The sequence below is a fragment of the Bermanella marisrubri genome (assembly GCF_012295615.1).
In the GTDB taxonomy this organism is placed as follows: Bacteria; Pseudomonadota; Gammaproteobacteria; order Pseudomonadales; family Oceanobacteraceae; genus Bermanella; species Bermanella marisrubri.
Window position 1 is genome coordinate 2,584,535 of record NZ_CP051183.1, and the last position, 20,973, is coordinate 2,605,507.

Annotated in this window: 13 protein-coding genes; 2 read left to right on the forward strand and 11 right to left on the reverse strand. The window is 41.9% G+C overall.

Features of this window, described 5'->3' with window-relative positions; genetic code table 11:
- Positions 1-94: 94 nt before the first annotated feature.
- The 4 genes from HF888_RS12005 to fliS all read right to left on the reverse strand — a co-directional run bounded on the left by HF888_RS12005 (position 95) and on the right by fliS (position 5,430).
- Positions 95-1,519 (reverse strand): sigma-54-dependent transcriptional regulator, encoded by a 1,425-nt coding sequence (locus tag HF888_RS12005; protein ID WP_007016144.1) that lies wholly within the window; start codon positions 1,517-1,519, stop codon positions 95-97.
- A gap of 2 nt (positions 1,520-1,521) precedes the next feature.
- Positions 1,522-2,715 carry a sensor histidine kinase gene (locus tag HF888_RS12010; RefSeq protein WP_007016143.1) on the reverse strand — a complete coding sequence of 398 codons (1,194 nt, stop codon included), beginning with the start codon at positions 2,713-2,715 and terminating at the stop codon, positions 1,522-1,524.
- A gap of 488 nt (positions 2,716-3,203) precedes the next feature.
- Positions 3,204-4,670, reverse strand: a complete 1,467-nt coding sequence (locus HF888_RS12015) for a sigma-54 dependent transcriptional regulator (protein WP_007016142.1) — start codon at positions 4,668-4,670, stop codon at positions 3,204-3,206.
- Between the two features lie 316 nt (positions 4,671-4,986).
- Positions 4,987-5,430, reverse strand: coding sequence for a flagellar export chaperone FliS (gene fliS, locus HF888_RS12020; RefSeq protein ID WP_007016141.1), 444 nt, complete (start codon positions 5,428-5,430; stop codon positions 4,987-4,989).
- 198 nt (positions 5,431-5,628) lie between these two features.
- Here fliS and HF888_RS12025 point away from each other — a divergent pair, with 198 nt between their 5' ends.
- On the forward strand, positions 5,629-7,674 hold the full coding sequence (locus HF888_RS12025) for a methyltransferase domain-containing protein (protein WP_007016140.1): 2,046 nt from the start codon (positions 5,629-5,631) through the stop codon (positions 7,672-7,674).
- 238 nt (positions 7,675-7,912) lie between these two features.
- On the opposite strand, the gene fliD is transcribed toward HF888_RS12025, so the two are convergent.
- From fliD to HF888_RS16750, 3 genes are all read right to left on the reverse strand, one after another.
- Complete coding sequence (fliD, locus tag HF888_RS12030) at positions 7,913-11,860, reverse strand: flagellar filament capping protein FliD (protein WP_007016139.1); 3,948 nt, start codon at positions 11,858-11,860, stop codon at positions 7,913-7,915.
- Positions 11,861-12,012: 152 nt separating this feature from the next.
- Positions 12,013-12,417 (reverse strand): flagellar protein FlaG, encoded by a 405-nt coding sequence (locus tag HF888_RS12035; RefSeq protein WP_007016138.1) that lies wholly within the window; start codon positions 12,415-12,417, stop codon positions 12,013-12,015.
- Between the two features lie 79 nt (positions 12,418-12,496).
- Positions 12,497-15,559, reverse strand: coding sequence for a flagellin N-terminal helical domain-containing protein (locus HF888_RS16750; RefSeq protein WP_007016137.1), 3,063 nt, complete (start codon positions 15,557-15,559; stop codon positions 12,497-12,499).
- Positions 15,560-15,770: 211 nt separating this feature from the next.
- Here HF888_RS16750 and HF888_RS12045 point away from each other — a divergent pair, with 211 nt between their 5' ends.
- On the forward strand, positions 15,771-17,801 hold the full coding sequence (locus HF888_RS12045) for a motility associated factor glycosyltransferase family protein (RefSeq protein WP_007016136.1): 2,031 nt from the start codon (positions 15,771-15,773) through the stop codon (positions 17,799-17,801).
- Positions 17,802-17,826: 25 nt separating this feature from the next.
- Here the strand turns inward: HF888_RS12045 and HF888_RS12050 are convergent, their stop codons facing one another.
- Genes HF888_RS12050 through hisH form a run of 4 tightly spaced genes read right to left on the reverse strand, consistent with a single transcriptional unit; the run spans position 17,827 to position 20,961 of the window.
- On the reverse strand, positions 17,827-18,444 hold the full coding sequence (locus tag HF888_RS12050) for a pseudaminic acid biosynthesis-associated methylase (RefSeq protein ID WP_007016135.1): 618 nt from the start codon (positions 18,442-18,444) through the stop codon (positions 17,827-17,829).
- Positions 18,445-18,446: 2 nt separating this feature from the next.
- Positions 18,447-19,577: an N-acetyl sugar amidotransferase gene (locus HF888_RS12055; RefSeq protein ID WP_007016134.1), complete on the reverse strand. Its 1,131-nt coding sequence runs from the start codon at positions 19,575-19,577 to the stop codon at positions 18,447-18,449.
- Positions 19,574-20,326 carry an imidazole glycerol phosphate synthase subunit HisF gene (gene hisF / locus HF888_RS12060; protein WP_050757981.1) on the reverse strand — a complete coding sequence of 251 codons (753 nt, stop codon included), beginning with the start codon at positions 20,324-20,326 and terminating at the stop codon, positions 19,574-19,576. Before hisF ends, HF888_RS12055 begins: the two co-directional genes overlap by 4 nt.
- Before the next feature lie 2 nt (positions 20,327-20,328).
- Complete coding sequence (gene hisH, locus HF888_RS12065; RefSeq protein ID WP_007016132.1) at positions 20,329-20,961, reverse strand: imidazole glycerol phosphate synthase subunit HisH; 633 nt, start codon at positions 20,959-20,961, stop codon at positions 20,329-20,331.
- Positions 20,962-20,973: the final 12 nt, after the last annotated feature.

Below are 20,973 nucleotides of genomic sequence, written 5' to 3' on the forward strand. Positions count from 1 at the left end.
ACTGACCATTTCATGTTTGATGATTATTTGATTAGTCAGGTAAATGGCGTTATTCAAAGATTGTTAGATGGTTTTGCATATCTGGGGCCAATTTTTACACTGCATGCTTGCGCGGTAGATCTATTCCCTGTTCACGCATTTTTGCCAGTTTGTAACGTAGCGTACGCGGGCTAATACCTAGCTTTTCCGCGGCTTGCTTCTTATTTTTTTCTTGGCGCAGGGCGTCTAGAATTAAACTGTATTCTTGCTGTTTAAGATTATCTCCCAAGGCATCAGATTCTTCTTTGATAAATAGAGCATTCGACTCAATGTCATCCATTTGAGTAACGGACTTTTGAAAGTCTGTCTGAGCGACTTGTGAATTGGGTTCAATGGCAACCTGATCACCATCCATTGTGAATACGATATCGCTTGCCGTAATGCAGGCACCGCTTTGAATTATTAGCGCTCGTTGAATCACATTATCAAGTTCACGAACATTGCCTGGCCATGGGTATTGGTTAAGAGCCGTTTGCGCACTCTCATCAAAAATTAGATTTGGTTTACCTTGTTTTTTTCCATGCTTACTCAAAAGACGCTGCGCAATCGGGAGAATATCTAATGGACGTTCGCGTAGTGCTTTCCAACGCAAGGGGAACACGCTTAGGCGATAATAAAGGTCTTCTCGAAATTGTTTTTCATTGACGTAACTTAACAAGTCACGGTTTGTTGTAGCCAGAATACGAACATTCAACTTAATAGTCTTTCGCCCACCAAGACGCTCTACCTCACGTTCTTGCAATACACGTAGTAATTTAGCTTGCAAACCCATATCCATCTCACTGATTTCATCAAGCAGCAAGGTACCGCCTTCGGCTTGTTCGAATTTTCCTGGCATACTGTTGTACGCACCTGTGAACGCACCTTTCTCATAACCAAATAAAGTGGATTCCAACATATTTTCAGGGATTGCAGCGCAATTAATGGCAACAAATGGACCAGATTTACGCTCACTATTTTGGTGAATATAACGCGCCAACTCTTCTTTACCGGTGCCACTTTCACCACTAATCAATACAGTTGCATCGCTTGTCGCAACCTGAGCGGCTAACTTTAATAGAGCTTTACTACTCGGGTCTTCTGCTACAGGGCCTTTCAAACCAAACGGTGCGCTGGCTTGATTACGAAACTGACTGATCACATCAATCAAAACATCCACTTCAAATGGTTTTACCAAGTAGTCTGTTGCACCCTGCTGCATGGCTTGCACCGCTTTTTCTACTTGACCGTAAGCCGTCATGAGTACAACGGGAATCGCTGGATATTGTGCTTTGATGTGATTCAATAGGTCAAAGCCTGATATTTCCCCCATACTAATATCCGTTAATACCATATCGACTACTTGGCGTTTCAAGAACTGAATAGCTTGCTCTCCGCTAGGCGCCTCTGAAACGTTAATTTTTTGCAGCCTAAGGGTATCAACAATGGCTTCCCTTAATTGACTATCGTCTTCAACTACTAAAATATGAAAGCCTGACATAACTACACCTCACTAGATTCAGAAAAGGGAAGATTGACCTGAAAGCACGCGCCTTGTGGCTCACGATTATAAAACTGCATCTGACCGTGATGAGCTCGCACCACTGCATTCACTACAGGAATACCTAAGCCAGTTCCATTGCTCTTGGTCGTAAAAAAGGGTTCTAGCATTTTGTTTTTAGCTTCGTCGCTGATACCAGGACCGTTGTCTTCTACCAACAACTCAATACCATTGTCATCAGCGGCTAAATGCACGTATACATGCGCCTCGATTGAGTGATTCTCAGCAGCTTCAATACCATTAGAAATCAAATTTTGTATGGCTCCCAGAAGACTTTCGCTGTGACATTGGATCGCGCCTTCATAGTCGTCAAAGCACAATTCAATATGAGCGTTAGGATACTGTTTAGTCAGTAACTGAATACTCTCTTTAAGCAGTAGCAATAAACCATTGCAGTCAAGCCGCTGATTTAAGGGCGCACTACCGCGGGCAAAAATCATCATGTCACGAACTTGTGCTTCAATGGATTTCAATTGACGCATTAATTTTTTTGAGAATTCATGGCGGATCTTAGCTTCGATGGATTCGTTGGAGAGATGCTCGGCATAGAGCATAGCGCCGCTAAGTGGTGTTCTTACTTGGTGTGCAAGGCTGGCAACCATTTTACCCATTTCAGTTAATCGCTGATGGCGCGCGAGCTTTGATTGTAACTCCCGCGTTTCCGTTTGGTCTGTCATTAAAACAATTTGGCCTGGTTCATTTTCTAGGCCAGACGTTTGAATACTTAAACGTTTTCCATTGCGCACTGATACTTCATGACCGTCATCTTCTTTTGGTCGAAAATAGGTTTTGATCACATCTCGCCAACGTTGGTGCTTAAGCTCAGATGTGTCGAGCATAGAGAGCGCAGCACGATTACATTCTTGTACATAGCCTTGACCATCTAATACAACCACTCCACCGGGTAGCAATTGTAAAAGTGAATCTAACCTGTCTGCTAGGCGCTCTTTCTCTTTTAGTTCGCGCATGCGTGCAGCACTCACCTCTGCCAATTCACCAGACAGCGCTTGCACCTGATTTTCTAAATTGGTGTAGCTTTCGGTAAGCTGCTGAGACATTTCATTGAATAATTCAAAGGCTTGACGTAAACCTTCTTTAGGTGGCGCATCCTGTACACTTTCATAAAATGATGTCATTACATCCACACCTTTTCTTTATTTATGAGCCAAATAAATGGCAAATTCATTCGATGTAGGTGTATTTGGCAATATGCGTGCCGGATTGAGTGTTGAGTGTTGAGTGTTGAGCTTGTTTTAGTTTTGAATTGTGAATGTTGAGTTATGAGTTGGACGTCATTCTCAGCTTGACTGAAATCTATCTAGTTAGTCTTGAATTGTGAATGTTGAGTGTTGAGTTGGAGGTCATTCTCAGCTTGACTGAAATCTATCTAATTAGTGTTGAATTGTGAATGTTGAGTGTTGAGTTGGAGGTCATTCTCAGCTTGATTGAGAATCCATCTAGTTAGTGTTGAATTGTGAATGTTGAGTGTTGAGTTGGAGGTCATTCTCAGCTTGATTGAGAATGCATTCAATTGATTTCGAACCGTAAAGTGTATACCCGATCAAGTCGGGCATGACGAATTAATTCACAACTCACAACTCACAACTCACAACTCAACACTCAATCAAGCTTCTTCTGCTTCTTTTTCTTTGCGTTGCAGACCGTATTTACGCATTTTTTCAACCAAGGTCGTGCGTCGAATACGTAACTTCTCGGCGGCTCGAGCAACAACGCCACTGGCATCATCAAGAGCTTGCTGAATAAGCGAACGTTCTAAATTAGTGAGATATTCTTTCAGATCAATACCATTTACCGGCAACAACGCTGGAGTATCCAATCCAACTAAGCCGGGCTCACTTGGCAGAATAGCGGCTTCTTGAATAGCCTCATCTTGTTCATCACCATCATCAATATGACGGAATTTTTTCGGCAGTTCTGGAACCCCTATGACCCCGTAAGGATGCAAAATTGCTAAGCGCTCCACCAGGTTTGCTAATTCACGAACATTGCCATGCCATTCATGACGACATAACGACATAATTGCAGCACTATTAAAACGAATTGAACCACGCTTTTCATTTTCCATTCGTGAAATTAATTCATTGAGTAATAAAGGAATATCTTCACGGCGATCGCGTAGAGGAGGCATTTCTAACGGGAAAACGTTAAGCCGGTAGTAAAGATCTTCGCGGAAAGTTTCCTCTTCGACCATAGACTCTAAATTTTTATGTGTGGCAGCAATAATACGTACATTCGTCTTAAGCGTCTTTGTACCGCCAACGCGCTCATACGTTCGCTCCTGAATCACACGTAATAAACGTACTTGCATGCTTAATGGCAGGTCACCGATCTCATCTAAGAACAAGGTTCCGCCTTCGGCCATCTCAAAACGACCTGCACGCGAAGCAATAGCACCTGTAAACGCGCCTTTTTCGTGTCCAAATAATTCACTTTCAATCAATTCATTCGGGATAGCACCACAATTTACTGGAACAAAAGGTCCGTCTCGACGGCTGCTGTGGTAGTGGAGATTGCGCGCAACGACTTCTTTACCGGTACCGCTTTCACCTGTAATAAGCACAGTGACATCTTTATCAGCCACTTGATGCATTAGTTCACGAACATATTGAATTTGACGACTAGTCCCCACTAGTGATCGAAACAGCTGAACGGGGCGCCTTTCCCCACGAGTGCGGGAATGGGCAAAATGCTCTCTAAATATCTGAGCACGATGAAGACTATCTAAAAGCTTGTTATAACTGGGTGGCATGGCCACTTGGGAAATGATTGAGCGTCTAGCATCGTCGGTAAGAGATTCCTGGGAGAGATCTGCATCACCCACGTACACAATGGGCATACCTTTATCCCATTCATTAATTTCGTCTACGGCTTGGGCCAATGTCTTATTGCCCGTACTGCCTAGCACAATGGCAACTAGCTCCATAGGGTCTTCAACTTGTGCAGCGACTTTTTTCCAATCGGCAAAACTGCTTTCTAGCGCTTCTTCGCCTAAAAAGTCCATCAAGACGTGCATGTCATGTTTGCGCTGCTGATCATCGTCCACTAAAAGGACTTTAATTTCTCGCCACACGATGCGCTCCCTAAACCCAATTTTTAAGTCATTTACTTGTAATCAAAAGTCGGTTATTTGACTAAGTAAGCTTAGTAAAGTACCCAACTTATGTTTGGTCAAATATATGACGAAGATTTTTATTATTATTGACATTTGGCGACATTCTTTAGGGAATTTTCCGCCAAAAATCACCTGCAAGGTTATTTTTGACAAAAAAAATGTGACGTGTAAACCATTTTCTTGAGTTTTTTATTCTTTATTATTTACATACTCATATTAAATGAGTGTTCAATTAACCGAATTCCATTTCGGTTACGACATTTTTCGCTGTCAACTACACGGATAAACCATTACCGACCTTGGCTTCAGCAACTTTCCCTTGGCTTTTTAACTGCTCGAAATCGCTACGAATACCTTCCCAACCAGCTTTTACCTCTAACATTAATCCCATTACTTCATTAATAATATCTATATCATTATGGACATTCGCCTGAAAAATACGACGTGTCATGTAGTCGTATAAACGTTCGAGGTTGGCACTTATCTCACCACCTTTGTCATGATCTAAAGACTCTTGAAGCGCTGAAATAATATCTGCAGCCTTACTTAGTTTGACGTTTTTCGCTTCAATATCATTTTGCTCTATATGCGCTTTCGCCATAGCTAAACGTGTTAGAGCGCCTTCCATTAGCATTAAGATAAGTTTATGCGGGTCAGCTGACATCACTTCGGTTTGTAAACTCACCTGACTGTATTCTTTTGCGCCTTTTGTATACATAGTACCCACCTTTTTGTGTCCTCCTTTTATAGCGGCAAGGATTAAATATTCTTTAACCCAATGACTAAAAAGCGGACAAATTTTTCCTTTTTTTTATCGTCAGTTTCACATAAGCAATTGTTTTTATTGGGTTTTATTTTTGGCACAACACCTGCATCGTTCAATGTATAACCAACTCATTAAAATGAGGTATCCCTCATGGCGAATACGGCGGCAATGAATACAAGCCAAAACAATTCTGCCATAGATGTATTGCAAGCCTTTAAAACAGAAAGGCTTGCAGCCTATGACCAGTATAGAAGCGCACAAGCGGAATCTCAGCACAATAAGAAGCAAGAGAAATTTTATTTAGCGCGTGAACACATAAGCAAAGCTCTAGCTTTACACATCGACAGTAACTGCTTAAACCTATTAGCCCGTATAGAACTAGAGTTGGGAGAAACGACTGCTGCCAATCAAGCTATCAACCAAGCTTTGTCCCTGGAGCCGGAAAACGGCGGCTTTTGGTATACCGTCGGTCACTGCCAAATGGCGGAGAAGCTCTATGAACAGGCAGCCATAAGTTTCGAGCAAGCAATAAAATTTTCTCCAAAACAAACGCTCGCAGAGATTAGCTATCCATTTGCTCTTGCTGAATCTGGGAACATAGTGAAAGCTTTTCAGAAATTTAGAGAGCTCGTCAAAACCCACGGTAATGATTCCACTATTCGGTCCCGTTTACTGAAATGTGCAAAGCTCATTTCCGCCGATTTCTATGATCCTGAATTAGAGCAAGATGTTTTAACTTACCTCAAGTGGACTGATGCTAATACTCATAACTTGTCAGGATTAGTTACCAGTTTAATCATTCATAAATATGCCATCGATGATACGGGTACCGCAGCAGGGTTTGAAGAACTTGCACATTGTGATTTATTTTTATGGTCTCTTAGAAAAGCAACATTAAAGTCATCGCATGTCGAAAAACTGATTATGGCGATGCGATTTGAAGTTCTTAATTACTCGACACAGAAGGGTCATATTGATAAGAAGCACTTGGCATTAGTTGAGGCTATCGCGCAATATGGCATTACGACTGAGTATATTCTTCCATGTAGCGATGCAGAACAGAATATGGTTGATAGTTTAATGGCACTGATCAACCAATCGTTGGATAAAAGTGGATGTACCCCGATTGATATATCAGGTGCATTGATGCTGTTCGCTATGTATGGTTCTTGGCTAAGCTTAGACAAAGCCAAAGAGCTAATGTCCTTGCAAGCATGGCCCGATGAACTTCTATCGTTATTTGAACGAAAAAGAGAACTGCTCAAGCTTAAAACTGTTAATTTTAAAGCCATAACTGAGTTACCAGTGGACAGTCAGGTGAAAACTCAATATGAGTCCTTCCCCTATCCACAATGGCAATCACTCGATGAACAAGTCAGAACCAGTTATGGTAAGGCGCTCTCGTTTGTCTATCCAAATGTAGAGATCCCAGATCGTTATTTCAATAATACGGTTGATGTATTAATCGCAGGCTGTGGTACTGGCCGACATGCGATCAATATTGCCAAGCATTTTGAGAATACCAAGGTTACCGCTCTCGATTTAAGTCAATCTAGCCTCGCCTATGGCCACTTTAAGTCAAAACACTATAGTCTTCATAATATAGAGTTTTATTTAGCTGACTTATTAAAGCTAGATATAAAAAATAAGAAGTTTGATATCGTCGAATGCTCGGGTGTGCTTCACCATATTGAGGATTACAAAACAGCACTCAGTAATCTCACCAATCATTTGAAACCTGGTGGCTTTATTAAAATCAGTCTTTATAGCGAGCATGCGCGTGCGTCTATTCGAAATTTAAGAGAGAAACTTACCAAAAGTCGAGAGCTACTCGATCATGAGCAAATCAAGGTTATTCGTCAGGCATTGCTTAATAGTGATACGAATGGAAGTCTAAAAAACATTATTGATTCTGATGATTTCTATAGCATGAGTGGAATTGTGGACCTGCTTTTTCATCAATATGAACGTCAGTTTAATCTGATGGATATTAAAACACTCTGTGACGAGTTCGATTTATGTTGGCTTGGATTTAGCAACTTAGATAATCAGACCATGGACAAATTTTCCAATTTTTATAATGGTTATGGGAAGGTTGACTCACTACAAGATTGGCATGAATTTGAGCAAGAAAACCCCAATACATTTAGCGCCATGTATCAATTTTATTGTCAATACACGCCGAAGCTGAAATAAAAATTGATACACGATTCATTCGATGGATTTCCGCCTTCGCGGAAATGACGGGGAACTGTATAAAAATAGAAATGGATACCCGATCAAGTCGGGTATGACGTCTTTAATAGTCTCGAGTTATTGATTGGCCGTCATTCTCCGGCGTCGCGAAACGACAGACCGGAGAATCTATAACTAATAAAACGGATTCCCGATCAACGTGCTTGGCGCATCGGGGATTACCCCCTCAATTTTCTATCTAGCTTTTACCTGCCGCAGCCATGGCCTCAAATTGCTGCTTGAGATAGTTCTCTGTTGTTTTTAAAGTAGCGATAATACTATCGTTATACAAAAATTGACTTTTGAGTCGTGCCTCTTGAGCAGAAATACGAGCTTCGAAGCTCTCTCGATCTTCGTCTAATTGTTCTTGCTGTTTATCCAAGGTGTCGAACTTGGTATCTAATAAACCGCCTTCTGGGTCCAAAAAGCCTTGAAGAATATCTTTTAATCGATCAGCGATACCTGTGACATAGGACACTGAGCCTCTTTCACCCAAGGCACCACCAGTCACCTTAATACGCAAGCCACTGGCATCGTCTACATCACCTACTTTGGCCTTACCAGCTTCCCCATCTCCACGTCCTTGAACAAAGCCAAATACAGTACTTGCCGCTGCATTAATGTCATTGATCAGAACCTCTGAACTGGCACCTGTAGACGCTGAAATAATGCCTATCGTGCCAAAGGCGGCAGAATTGGTATCGTCCGTATAGTCGACTTTGACACTAATATCGTCGTCTTCATAGGTTTCGTTAATAGCGTCTTGTACGGCTTTTGCCAAGCTAGCACCTGTTGCATAAGTCCCCTGCGCAACATTAATAACCGCTTCAACACCATCTACTTCTATCGTAAACGTATCGTTCGTTCCATCAATGGTCACAGGGCCGTTTAAAATATCTGATTGGCCTGCTACGTAGTAACCGTTGGTTGCCGCTTGGTTACCATCTTGCGCCCTTAAGAACTGGCCTGAGCCACTTGCTTCAACGCCATTGATAGTGCCTTGTACATCTAAACCGGTTTTAATAGTTGAAGAAGTTGAATCAGCCTCGTACATACCTAAGAATGAAATGGCTGTTGGATCAAGTGATTCAAAACCAACCGTAGTACCTTGACCACCGATATTGAAAATTAGCTGGCCTTTGTCACTGTCTGGATCGTATTCATAGCGGACATCCGCATCAATATCAGAACCAAATTTGATTTCATTGTCCATACCAAGGGCATCATAGCCACCCGTATAGTTGGTATTAACAGCAGGCAACCCTAATAAACTTTGAGCATTCGCGTCGGCATTTTGAATATCAATTTGCGCACTGGAGCCAAATGTATTCGCTGTTTTAACTCCATTTTTAGACACTGTTTCGATAATCAGATTATCCGAGCTATCAAGCTTGGCAACGATGTCGCCTACCGCAAACTGACCACTTGCTAAAATAGAAGCATCGATAGCCTCTTGCACTGCAGATAGCGAATCTGTTTTATCACCGCTACTCGCGTTCCGTTCAACATTAACGTTTAACGTGGTTCCGTCAACGACAAGATCAAAATTTGCATTATTTGTTTCAAAATCGATCCCTGCATTGATTGCCGTGGTACCCGTTGCGAAGGCGCCACGTCCATCGGAGACCACTTGGATATACTGTTCTCGGCCAGCCGTATTAGTCACTAATTCCAGTCCATTGTTACTGCCCAATTGCGCCGTTACCACACCCGCGCCATAAGCTGCATCTAACTTAGCTTGGATATCAGTAATGTTATTACCACTATCAGCATCCATAATGATGGTTTGTTCATTACCATTCACATTTAAAGTAAAGCCAGCATTTTGTGCACTGAAATCAATATTCGTAGAAATATCACGAGTACCTTCGTTCGATGTAGCGCCAAAAATCATACCGCTAAAGCTTGCATCACCCGTTAAATCAGTATTAATTGCAGATTCAATGGCCGTCGCCAAGTCGTTGCCAGTTGCATAGGTCCCCGCTGGTATCGTCACCGTATTTGTGCTCGAAACACCATCAAGCTTTACGTTAAAAGAAACTGGCGCACCAAATGTTAAGCCAGGATCTTTACCATTAATTTGCGGGCCGTCTGTTGCACTCAAGCCTAATAAATTATCGGAGGTATTTGATCCTACCGCGGTGATCTCTATGGAGTCTGTGCCGCTTGCAGAGGTCGATTGGAAATAAAGACGACCATCATCATTAAACTGCGCCTCAACTTGCCCGTTTAACGCAGTCCCATCAATAGCAGTCTGAATGGCCTGCAATATGTCTTTCCTATCACCGAATACACCGTCACTGTTCAAGTCATTACCTGACGCATTCAAGTTAACCGTTACTGCCTCTGCAGGTCCACCGTTCAGGCTTAATGAAAAGCTCGCATTAGAATTGGCAAAGTTAATGCCATCGGTTTCTTGAACGACTACACCACCAGGTACTGTAGTCGGTCCAAAACCATTGAAATAATCTTGATTCAGGGTACTCAGTTCAATCGCTTCGAATTCACCTTCACCTAAACGAGCAAACCCTAGTGTATTAGATGTGTTGTTATCAACCGACGAAAAATATACTTGTGAGCTAGACCCGTAAGCATTACTGGTAATGCTAAATGCTTTGTCTGACGCACTATATTGTACGTCGACGCTATATCCTCGGTCTTGGAAATCTTTGGTGCTGTTAATACGTTGCTCAATCATGCCTGCCAATTCGGCACCTGTGGAATACGAACCTTGAGTCAAAGTTACATCCGCAGTTTTTCCATTCACGTTAATACTAAATTCATCGTTCGCGTCATTGATTTCTATCGGTGATGTAAAGTCTAATAAATCAACCGTACCGCCTTGATATGTACCCTGAGTGGCCAGCTGGGTGATATTGATATCATACGTACCCGGCTTGGTTTTTATTGATTCATTCATAAATTGAATGAACGGGTCATCGGCTGAGGCGGTTTGTGCAAACACACCTGTTACCGCTTCGCTATTTTCCCGAATGCCTTTTAAGAACAATGAAGCATCAAACTTCATTTTGTAACTATCATTTTGATCGGTATAAATACCTAATTCGGAAAACGATCTAAAGTTCGTGCCCGTAATGCCTTCAACCGTACTCGTCATTAATGAACGAATTTGTGTATCAATACTGCGCAAGGTGCTATCGCCAAGAAGAAGGCTGCCCTGTTGGCGATCCGCATTGAAGCTAGTTAAATCGTCATACACCTCTTTATAGGCATTGTAGGTATCAACCATCTTCTGGATTTTTTCTGAAATACCTTCGATGTCCGGTGATACACTCACCGTAACTTGTTTACCAACGTCTTCACCTTTTAAATTCAAAGTAACACCGTCAATTAATTCATCAACTGTGTTGCTAGAGCGAGTGACAGTTAACCCGTTAAGGTTAATCAAAGCATCTTGACCTTGTTGCGTCTGGGTCATGTTGGTACCGGGAGTATCTTGATTTTTGTTGTATGCAAAAGCAGAAAGTCCCGTTGTCGCCAATGCGCCACTAGCATCCTTGGCAACAATTTCCATACTCATGTTCTCGCCTGTTTCCTCACTGCTCATTTGCAATACATAACCAGAGCCATCAAAAATGATGCTGGCCTTAACGCCAAAATCCGCGTTATTAATGGCATCACGTAAACCGCTTAAAGTATTATTGCCTGCATCAATTTCGATTTCTTTGCTAGCCGCTTCGGTATTAAGATCAAAGTCATCGTAACCGCCACCACCTGTATAGGACGTGGTGCCAAATTTAAACTCTAACGTTCCCGTACCTACAGTTGCCGTAGTGCTTGAAAACGATTGGGATACTAGTGAGTGAGCCTTAGCTATACGTTGAACTTCGACACTGTAATTGCCTTCCGGGGCAGATGAAGACGCAGTGGCAGTGAGAATAGAATCATCTGAGCTGGTAGCGGTCGTCGCACCGACATTATCAGCATCTGCCAGAGCAACTATGGATTCACTAAAATCAAACAACTTACTCTGAATTTCGCCATAGGCAGAAATCTCAGCGTCAATAATCTGTTGCTTTGTATCTAGACGTAACTCACCAGCTGCTTTATCAGCATTGATAATGTTTTCTACCAGATCACTGGTTAATAGGTCTGAACCAATACCTAGAGATTCGATGCTGGCCATGCGACCTCCAAATCGACGGGATTAAAAGCCATATAGTCCATAACGGCCATTTGCGCAAAAACTTAACAGAAGATTTATTGCTTTTTGTAACAACACTGAAAGAATAAAGAGTCAATTTTTATGCCAAAAAAAAAGCCCCTTTCGGGGCTTTTTCATACTTGCGCGTTAAATAACATCAGTGGTTCATCTCCGTTTAGGCTTTTGGCCAACTCTAATGCGACTTCATCTGGTATTTGTCGCACTAGTTGTTCGGATTGACGGTCATAAACCCTTATTACCGTTTTACCACTCTCATCATCTAACTGAAAATCCAGGTTTCGTTGAGTACTTTGTACATACTCATTTAACTTGGATACAGCTTCCTTCACCTCAACGCTCTTCGCTTCGGCAGTTTGCTGTGCATCCTGTGGCATACTCTTGCCGCTTTTCTGCACGGTGTTTACCGCTTCGGCTATCACCTGTTTGGCTTTATCCGCTTCAGATGATTGAACCTGAGGTGCTGAAGAAACCGGCTTTGGCTGATTAAAGCCAAATTCACTGCTTTTGATTTCATTCATAGTACACCTCTAATAAAGCTTGAATGTCACGTTAATCGTTAGGAGCCTAAAAGGCCCCTATCGATTGATTGGCTAGGAATTACCCTAGTAGTGACAACACCTGCTGCGGAGCCTGGTTGGCCTGCGCTAAGATAGAGATACCAGCCTGCTGTAGTACCTGAGTACGGGATAGTTCCGCAGTCTCAGCAGCAAAGTCAGCATCGGCGATCCGAGAGTTAGCAGCTGTTAAGTTCTCAGAGGTTACCGCCAAGTTACTCACTGTGGATTCGATACGGTTTTGAATCGCACCCAAGTCAGCACGTTGAGAAGCAATCGCACCAATGGCGTTATCGATTGCAGTCAGTGCGGCAGTAGCACCCTCGAAGGTAGAGATATCGATCTCAGTCAAGAACTGCCCGTTCTCACCGCCACCGAATTTACCCTCTGTTAAGCCCATTGCTGCAAGCTCATCTGCACCATCACTGGCAATGCCTATTTCAATCTGCTTCGCGGATTGAAGGGTTAACGTACCGTATGTGGTTTCGTATGTTGCGCCCTCGGTTGCAATACCGCGAGTACCAGTCGTATTAAGGTTCGTTGCAGAGCCAATATCCGCTTCACCAATACCGTCAACAGATTCCGCGTCAAGACCGAGTAGGCGGCCAAAACCAATACCCGTACCCACGTTATTTGCTTCATCGTTATCGATGGCCACAGAAATATTTCGGCCATCTTCAGCAGTTAGCGTGATAGACGAACCATTGTCTTCCGCCATCACCCCTGTTTGGCCAGTTTTCGCATTGATTGCCTCAATTGCCGCAGCGCGAGACGCATCGCGATCTACGCCACCTGAACCATCATCAACAATGGAAACGATACCGATGTCGACGCCGTTGATGTAAATCTTACCAGAGTCGCCTGCTTGGTAAGAGCTCGTAGCCGTCTCAGTATTTTCATCACCACCAACAACACGAGTTTCATTGATTACAGCTGTTACACCGGTTTCCGCAGCTACCGAGTTAATCGCCTCGGCAACCGAAATGGCAGACGCCAGTTTCGTACTCGTTTGGATGTTAGTGCCATCGCTCGCGACAGTGGCCGAAGCTTTATCATCCAGCGGATCTGCTGCTGAGATATTAACACCGTTGATAGACAGATCACCGTCAGTCAAACCGGTTAGCGATGGTGTAACTGTTTCAGTTAAACCTGAGGTAGTACCAGTAGCGTTACCTGAAGTTTGGTAGCCCGTGGTGGTAAATACCCCTGACACCAAACCCGTAGTAAACGCAGAAGTTGCAGTACCGTCACCCTGAGCTTTGTTGGTTGACAACGAAATACTTGTGATGCTCTCATCTGAGACATTAGTTTCGTTAATGTAACCAACTACCACAACGCCTGTTGAAGAGGAAGTAAACGCTGTGCCAGTTGTACCTGTCTCAGCTACAGCTGCTATATCGACTTCCAGAGTACCACCGGTATCAACCGCTTTCAGTGTACGCCCTTGCGTCTCGGTGATTGTAAGAGTGGCACCCACACTATCGTACTCGGCCACAAGCGAGCCACCACTTGCATTGATTTGCGCGGCAATACTCTCCAAATCACTTGAGGTTGTTAGTGTGATGGAAGAAACCAACTCACCATTTGTTGTACCACCAGCATAGATATCAATCTGAGAGCTACTACCAGCACCCACTGCTGTTGCTATGCTTAGTTCGAACTTAGTCTCGGCACCTGCCTCAATACCATCAATTGATGATAGCGCCTCAGCAAGTACGTCTGCACCAAATCCAGTCGTATTACCCGATGTTCCCAATAGCGATAAATCTGACGCTGTGCCGCCAATATTCACGCTTTGACCGCCCGCTGATACAGTAATGATCTCACTACCGGCAGCAGTACTCATGTTAAAAGATCCCGCAGTGTTTGCAGCAGTATTGGCAAAGCCGAGACCAAGCGTACCTATCCCGCTTGTACCACCAAAAGTGCTAGATAAGTCAACGCCATCTACTTCTGAGAACGAATTGGTAGCCAACTGAGCCTGGGTGGTGGAGTAAGTGCCACCAACTAAGCCTGCGTTTGCTAAGTCACCGTTACCAGTACCATCACCACCTTCGATCTTAATTTCTTTTACATCACCATCTGCCACAAGAGTGAAGCTACCTTCATACGTTCCTGCTGCAGCTAGACCCGTTGAACTTGCAGATAAGGATCCACCGAACGCTAGCTCTACGTTACGGCCGTCTGCAGCAACAAGAGATACACCGCCTGCATCTGTGTCGTTATTGATCGCCACCACACCTGTTTGGTCAGAAACAGCATTGATCGCCTCTACAACACCAGCACGAGTCTGCGAAGTAGAAGAAGTTGTAGTAAGGTCAATGCTGACACCATTCAAGGTAATCGAACCAGTGGTAGCAGAACCTGTCATCTCACTACCAGATACTTGGTTCTCATTCACTACTGCTTTTACACCAGTCTCATCATAAGCACGGTTAATAGCAGCTACTTTCGCTATGGCACTGGCTGCTGCGTTATCAGTTGACGACGTGTCGTCTGAAGCCTGCGAAGGCTGAATCGCAACACCATTCAAAATCAAGTCACCATTAGCCAAGGCGTTGTCGCTACCTTGTGAGCTAATACCCACGGCATCTGACGCACCGAGTTTATCTGCTGTCAATTCAGCGATAGAAACATCTAACGTTTGCCCGGCGTTCGCACCGATTTGGAAAGTAGCTGCAAAGCTACCGTCTAGCAGTTTACGACCGTTAAACGCAGTCTCATCAGCTGTACGAGAAATTTCTGAAACTAACTGAGAAACCTCAGCTTGTAGCGCTTCGCGGTCCACATCTGAGTTCGTGGCGTTAGCAGACTGAACCGCCAGTTCACGAATACGCTGTAGGTTGTCATTCATGGAGCCCAATGCACCTTCAGCAGTCTGAGCCAAAGAGATACCGTCCCCTGCGTTACGCTGAGCGACGTTTAAGCCACGAATTTGAGAGTTGAAACGAGTAGAAATCGCCAAACCCGCTGCATCGTCTTTTGCACTATTGATACGAAGACCAGAAGACAAGCGTTGCAAGGCTGTTTGGTTGGCAGACTGCGACTTATCTAGGTTACGCTGCGCGTTTAACGACGCGATGTTGGTATTAATAATCTGAGGCATAATCGCTCTCCTTACTTGCTATGTCTGAAGGCAAGCCTGCTTTCAGACTGCCAATGTTTCTCACATAAGTGTTAACGGCAATCTCACTATTTTCTGAAGCACAAAGTTTTAGATAAAAAAGCGATAAGTGAATATCTTAATATAACTTATGAAGTGGTAAGTTATTTGCAGAAAACTATTACCAAACTAGAATAGCCAGAATATCGTCGTTATGAGCAAAATCCCAAAGATACTCGAAGAATTATATTTCAAAAATCTAGAATTTTTTAAAGTCCAAAACCCACAGATATACAACGTAATAACGAATACCACTCCTGACCACACAAATATCATCATCTCTGATGAGGGAAAGATTGACCTCAAATATAAGGGGCGTGGGATATATGGTGGGGATGCCATACAATATGTAGAGAATGAAGTAGAGGAATTTAACGATATATATAAATCTGGCGTTCGCACCACACCATTTAGAGCGTTAGTACCAGGATCATACAATTCACCGCGTTTTTTCCACAGCCACATAAACCAGACAGCTATCGAACTATATGAAACGGCTGAAGAGGTCTACCCAAAAATACTTCATACACAAAAGAACAATCATGATTTTCTTGTAATGATGGGAATTGGATTGGGTCTTCAAATAACAGAATTATTGGAACATGTAGAAGTCCAGAACCTATTGATCTTAGAGACGGATTACGAATTGCTCACTTTAAGTTGCTTTTTTACTGACTGGGAAGAAATTTACAAAATCCAAAGCCCTAAAAAGAATAAATCAATCAGCTTGGTACTACTAAATAAGCAAATTGTTGAGAATGAACAAAGCGGGATTTGGAATGAGCTTATAAAAAGGGCGCCTCACTTTCCATATAATACCGTGTTTTATAACCATGGTAGACATGACAAATATGGTGAAATAATCAAAAAAATTAATGAAGATCTTCAGATGTATCTGAGTCTTTGGGGATTTTATGATGATGAAGTAAACCAGCTTAACCACATACTACATAACATCGATGATGGTATGAAGCTTATTCCCAAGTCTCACCAATTTAAATGGACAAAACCCGTCATTGTATGTGGTAGCGGACCATCTCTTGATGACCACTTCGACCAACTAGTTAACATTCGAAATTCCTGTATCCTTATTTCAGCAGGAACATCTATAAAGTCATTATTAAACTATGGATTAGTACCAGATTATCATATAGAGATTGAATCCGATTACGAAGTATATCCGGTTTTAAAAGATATTGGTGAAGATAAAACAAAAAACATTACTCTCATTTCTGCGATCCAATGCAGCCCTTTCTTAAAGAGACTTTTTAAAGAGAGTTATTGCTTTGTAAAAGACTCACTATCCATTGGCAGTATAATTGAGGGAAAAGACAATAAATTAGTAGAACCTACTCCAACTTGTGTGAACGCAGCACTTTCGTTTGCGTTTCATTATAGAGCAGAAAAGATATTCCTCTTTGGTACCGACTTTGGATTCTACGATGCCTCAAATCACCATAGTAAAAAGAGTATCTATTTTGACGACAATATAGAAAGTGAAGAAATTAATACAATAAAAGATATTGCTGAAGCAACAGTGACAGATAACTTCGTTCGAGAAGGCTACAAAGGAGACTGCTTAACTACATCGACTTATTATACGACCAAACGCCGTATAGATATGGCAATTAACTATTTCAAAGCTAGATATAAATTTGAGTTATTCAATTGCTCAGATGGGTTAATAATAAACAACTCCACTCATATTCAGATCGGTGAACCTATCGAAATAAAAATAGAACCAAAAGACGATGACACCAATGAATTTAGAGTACACACCAGAAGTATTCCTCTAACGCTTAAAAAAGATATCAAGGATAACTTATATGAACCAATAAAAGAGGTTTGTTACCTATATGCGAAATTCCTAGATAAAATGGAATATAACCTTAGCAGTTTATCATCAACTTGTTGGGCTATATCAAATCATATCAATACAAGTTTTTACAATGAGCATGGATCACTCATGTATTTCTTTAGAGGTACAATATGGCATTATAGTTTCAGTGGATATTCAATTGCCTATTCGTGCAAACCAGAAAACCAAGCCGAAGTTATAAAGAAATGGAAAGATCGATTTAAATCCTTTCTTTTGGAGTTACCAGAAAATTTACTATCGGTTATTCAAAAAGATAGAACAACCGAAGAGGCGATATCTGACTTGAAAAGAACCATTCGAGAATAGTTTTCGGATCAAGCCATATAGTCCTTTACTTACTTTTTTCAAGTAAAAACCAGGTAATATCATCTTGAGGGAAAAGCAAATCTCTTTTATAACAAAAACCATAAGACAAAAGCTTTAGATCTGAATAGATATCTAAAATCTCTCCAGCAAAATCTCTTTTGAATAACTTATCGCTTTCTCCTCGATAAGGCACAGTGACAGGATTTGGGTTATAGTATTCAGCAACAAGAATATATCTATTGGAGTAGTTATAAAGATTCTCATACACCTTATTTAAATGATCAGGGTTAATATGTATCAAAACACCCTTTGTAAAGGTGAGATCGTAAGTGTCACTTAACTCAAGATCCACAACAGAACCCAATACTGTTTTAGCTTTACCCCAATTTTCTACTCTAGATAAGGCATTTTCGTTGATATCGACGCCAGTCAATCTAACATCAGGCATTAAACGATCTATAGCTAATAAATTGAGTCCGATATTACAGCCAAACTCTACAATTGAATCAATATAATCAATATTCTTAAATACGTTTGAAAAAAGGTGAATGTTGGATGAGATAATCTTCTCACCTTTGTTCCTATCAATGTAGCCAAGGCCAAATTCACCCTTCCAGAAGGATTCTTGATCAGATAAACTCATATCTATGCCCTCTTACCTCTAAGTATCCATTCACCATCTTCATCCTGCTTGAAAATATCATGATTCACAAACGAATCCATGATATCCGTGTATTCTGATAAAGTTATATCAATATACTCGCAAAATGCTTTTACGTTGTCGGGATCAACTTTCCCATCAGTCTCGATCGCTATTTCTAATGCTTCTTGGCGTGTTATTCTTCCATTGCGGATTTCGATATTTAATTGATCTGTCGCTCGACCATAACCGAATTTTAAATATTTAACCCTCTCTCGAATATCAATAAATTTCATGTCGCAGTTTTCGTAGTCGACCCATGACCCTGATGGCGCAGATGGTAAAGGTGACCAACCGAGTTTTTTAACCAGCTCCGTATGAACTGATGCGTCCCACTTAAAAAAGTGACCATAAAACGTTCCCAAAACACCTGCATTGTGCATATCATCGTCACTTGGGTAACACAGCATCTTGAGGTCGGTCATGGATATTTCATCATCAACCATATCCTCTTCTCTCAATCCCCGCATTAGCCCAAATTCTTGACGCCATTTTCTATCCATCACCATATTATCCCTGCTAAGCAAGGGGCCACCGTATTCAAACTGAGGATTCTCGCCAAATATCACCAATGGAATACCAAAGTTGACTGCAAAATGGAATGGGACAGTATAAATTCCAACGTGATTCACCCAGTAGTGATCACCAACAATTTCAAACCCCTTTTTGATTAGAGGCTTCACCACGTTTGGATTTAGAGTGAAGTGAACGTGATCAACACCGATCGATCGCAACACGTCCAAGTTATGACGTCCAGTACTTGTCTGATCGAACTGATCAAACGTTACCGCGAGGGGATTCATGCCATGGATTTTTTTCATTGCATACACTTGCCAAGTACTGTCCTTACCTCCGCTGACAGGTACTAAACAATCATATGGGCCAGTTGCACGCTCTCTAGCAGAATCCAAAATACTATCGAAATCACGCTTGCGTTGTTCCCAATCGATGGCATCTTCAGTACCGTGCTTTCGTTCAGCAGACCGACAGGCATCACATATGCCCTCCTCATCAAAATATAAGTCGGGCTTAGTTTCTGGGAACAAGCAGCGCTTACAATACTGTACGTCACTCATAATAAACGCACCTCCAATCCATTTTTATTCATATAGTCTTTAATCGTTAAAATACTTTCGCCAACCCAATAAAAAATACTGCCTGCAGCAACTGCGTCAGCTCCGCTATTCACCGCAAGTACACAGTCTTCCTTCGTTCCACACCCGCCTGCGATCACAACTGGAACACTAGAAATGTCAGATACTTGCTTACACAGATTTAGGTCAAACCCCTGCATCATTCCATCGCAATCAACAGAATTTAAAATAATCTCTCCTGCACCATACTCAATAGCTCTCTCTACAGTTTCACGGAGAGTCCAGCTTTGTTTTACGCTACCGTTTTTAGAGACGGGAACATATTCATTGCTCTTCTTCATTACATCCAAGGAAAAAACAACTGCTTGACGGCCAAACTTAGAGCTAATATCGGTTAGAATCTCTGGTCTATTATAAAAAGCACTATTAACAAGTACTTTATCCGCACCTACACTAAACAAATCTTCGGCATCTTCCAATGTAGTGACGCCACCACCTATGGTTAGCGGCATAATGCAATGTGATGACAAACGCTTTAATAGAGGGAGATTTATGCGCTTTTTCTCTGTGGCTTCGATATCTACAATAACCATCTCATCAGCCTTTCGGCTAGAAAATACTTTTACATTAGTTATTGCATCCCCAACCATTCGCGGTTCAGAAAATTGAACCGTCTTGACTACTGAGTTTCCCTTTATTAGTAGAATTGGAATAATTCTAATTTTTAACATTGCTAGGTACCGCCATTTATAAACTGCCTTAACAGATATATACCTGCATCTTGGCTCTTTTCGGGATGGAACTGAACGCCTTTAATATTTCCCTTTTCAAAACCCACAACCACATCCATATCACAGTAATTCACGTAAACTTTTTTAATATCTTCAGTAACGTCACAATAATAGCTATGGACAAAATAAAAACAGGTTTTATTATCAATATTTTCAAATTCGTTGGGCACATCAGATTTGTAAAGTACTTCGTTCCATCCCATATGAGGTATTCTGTATCCTTCTAGGGACGGAAAAAGTAAAACCTCACCAGATACCAGATCGAGACCTTTAGTCTCGCCATGTTCATATCCTTTACTGAGGAGTATCTGCATACCAAGGCAAATTCCAAGCAATGGTTTTCCCGAATTGACATGCTCAATGATAAGATCATCAATGCCTAGTGCGCGTAAATTACTCATTGCTTTTGAGAAAGAGCCAACGCCTGGTAATATTATGCGATCGGCACTCTTTAATTTCTCATAGTCAGACGAGATAAAGTAATTTTTTGTGATTTTTTTTATTGCATTTTCGACCGAAAATAGATTCCCACAGCCATAGTCTACGACTCCAATACTATTGTCATTTATCTCCATGACCATCACTCA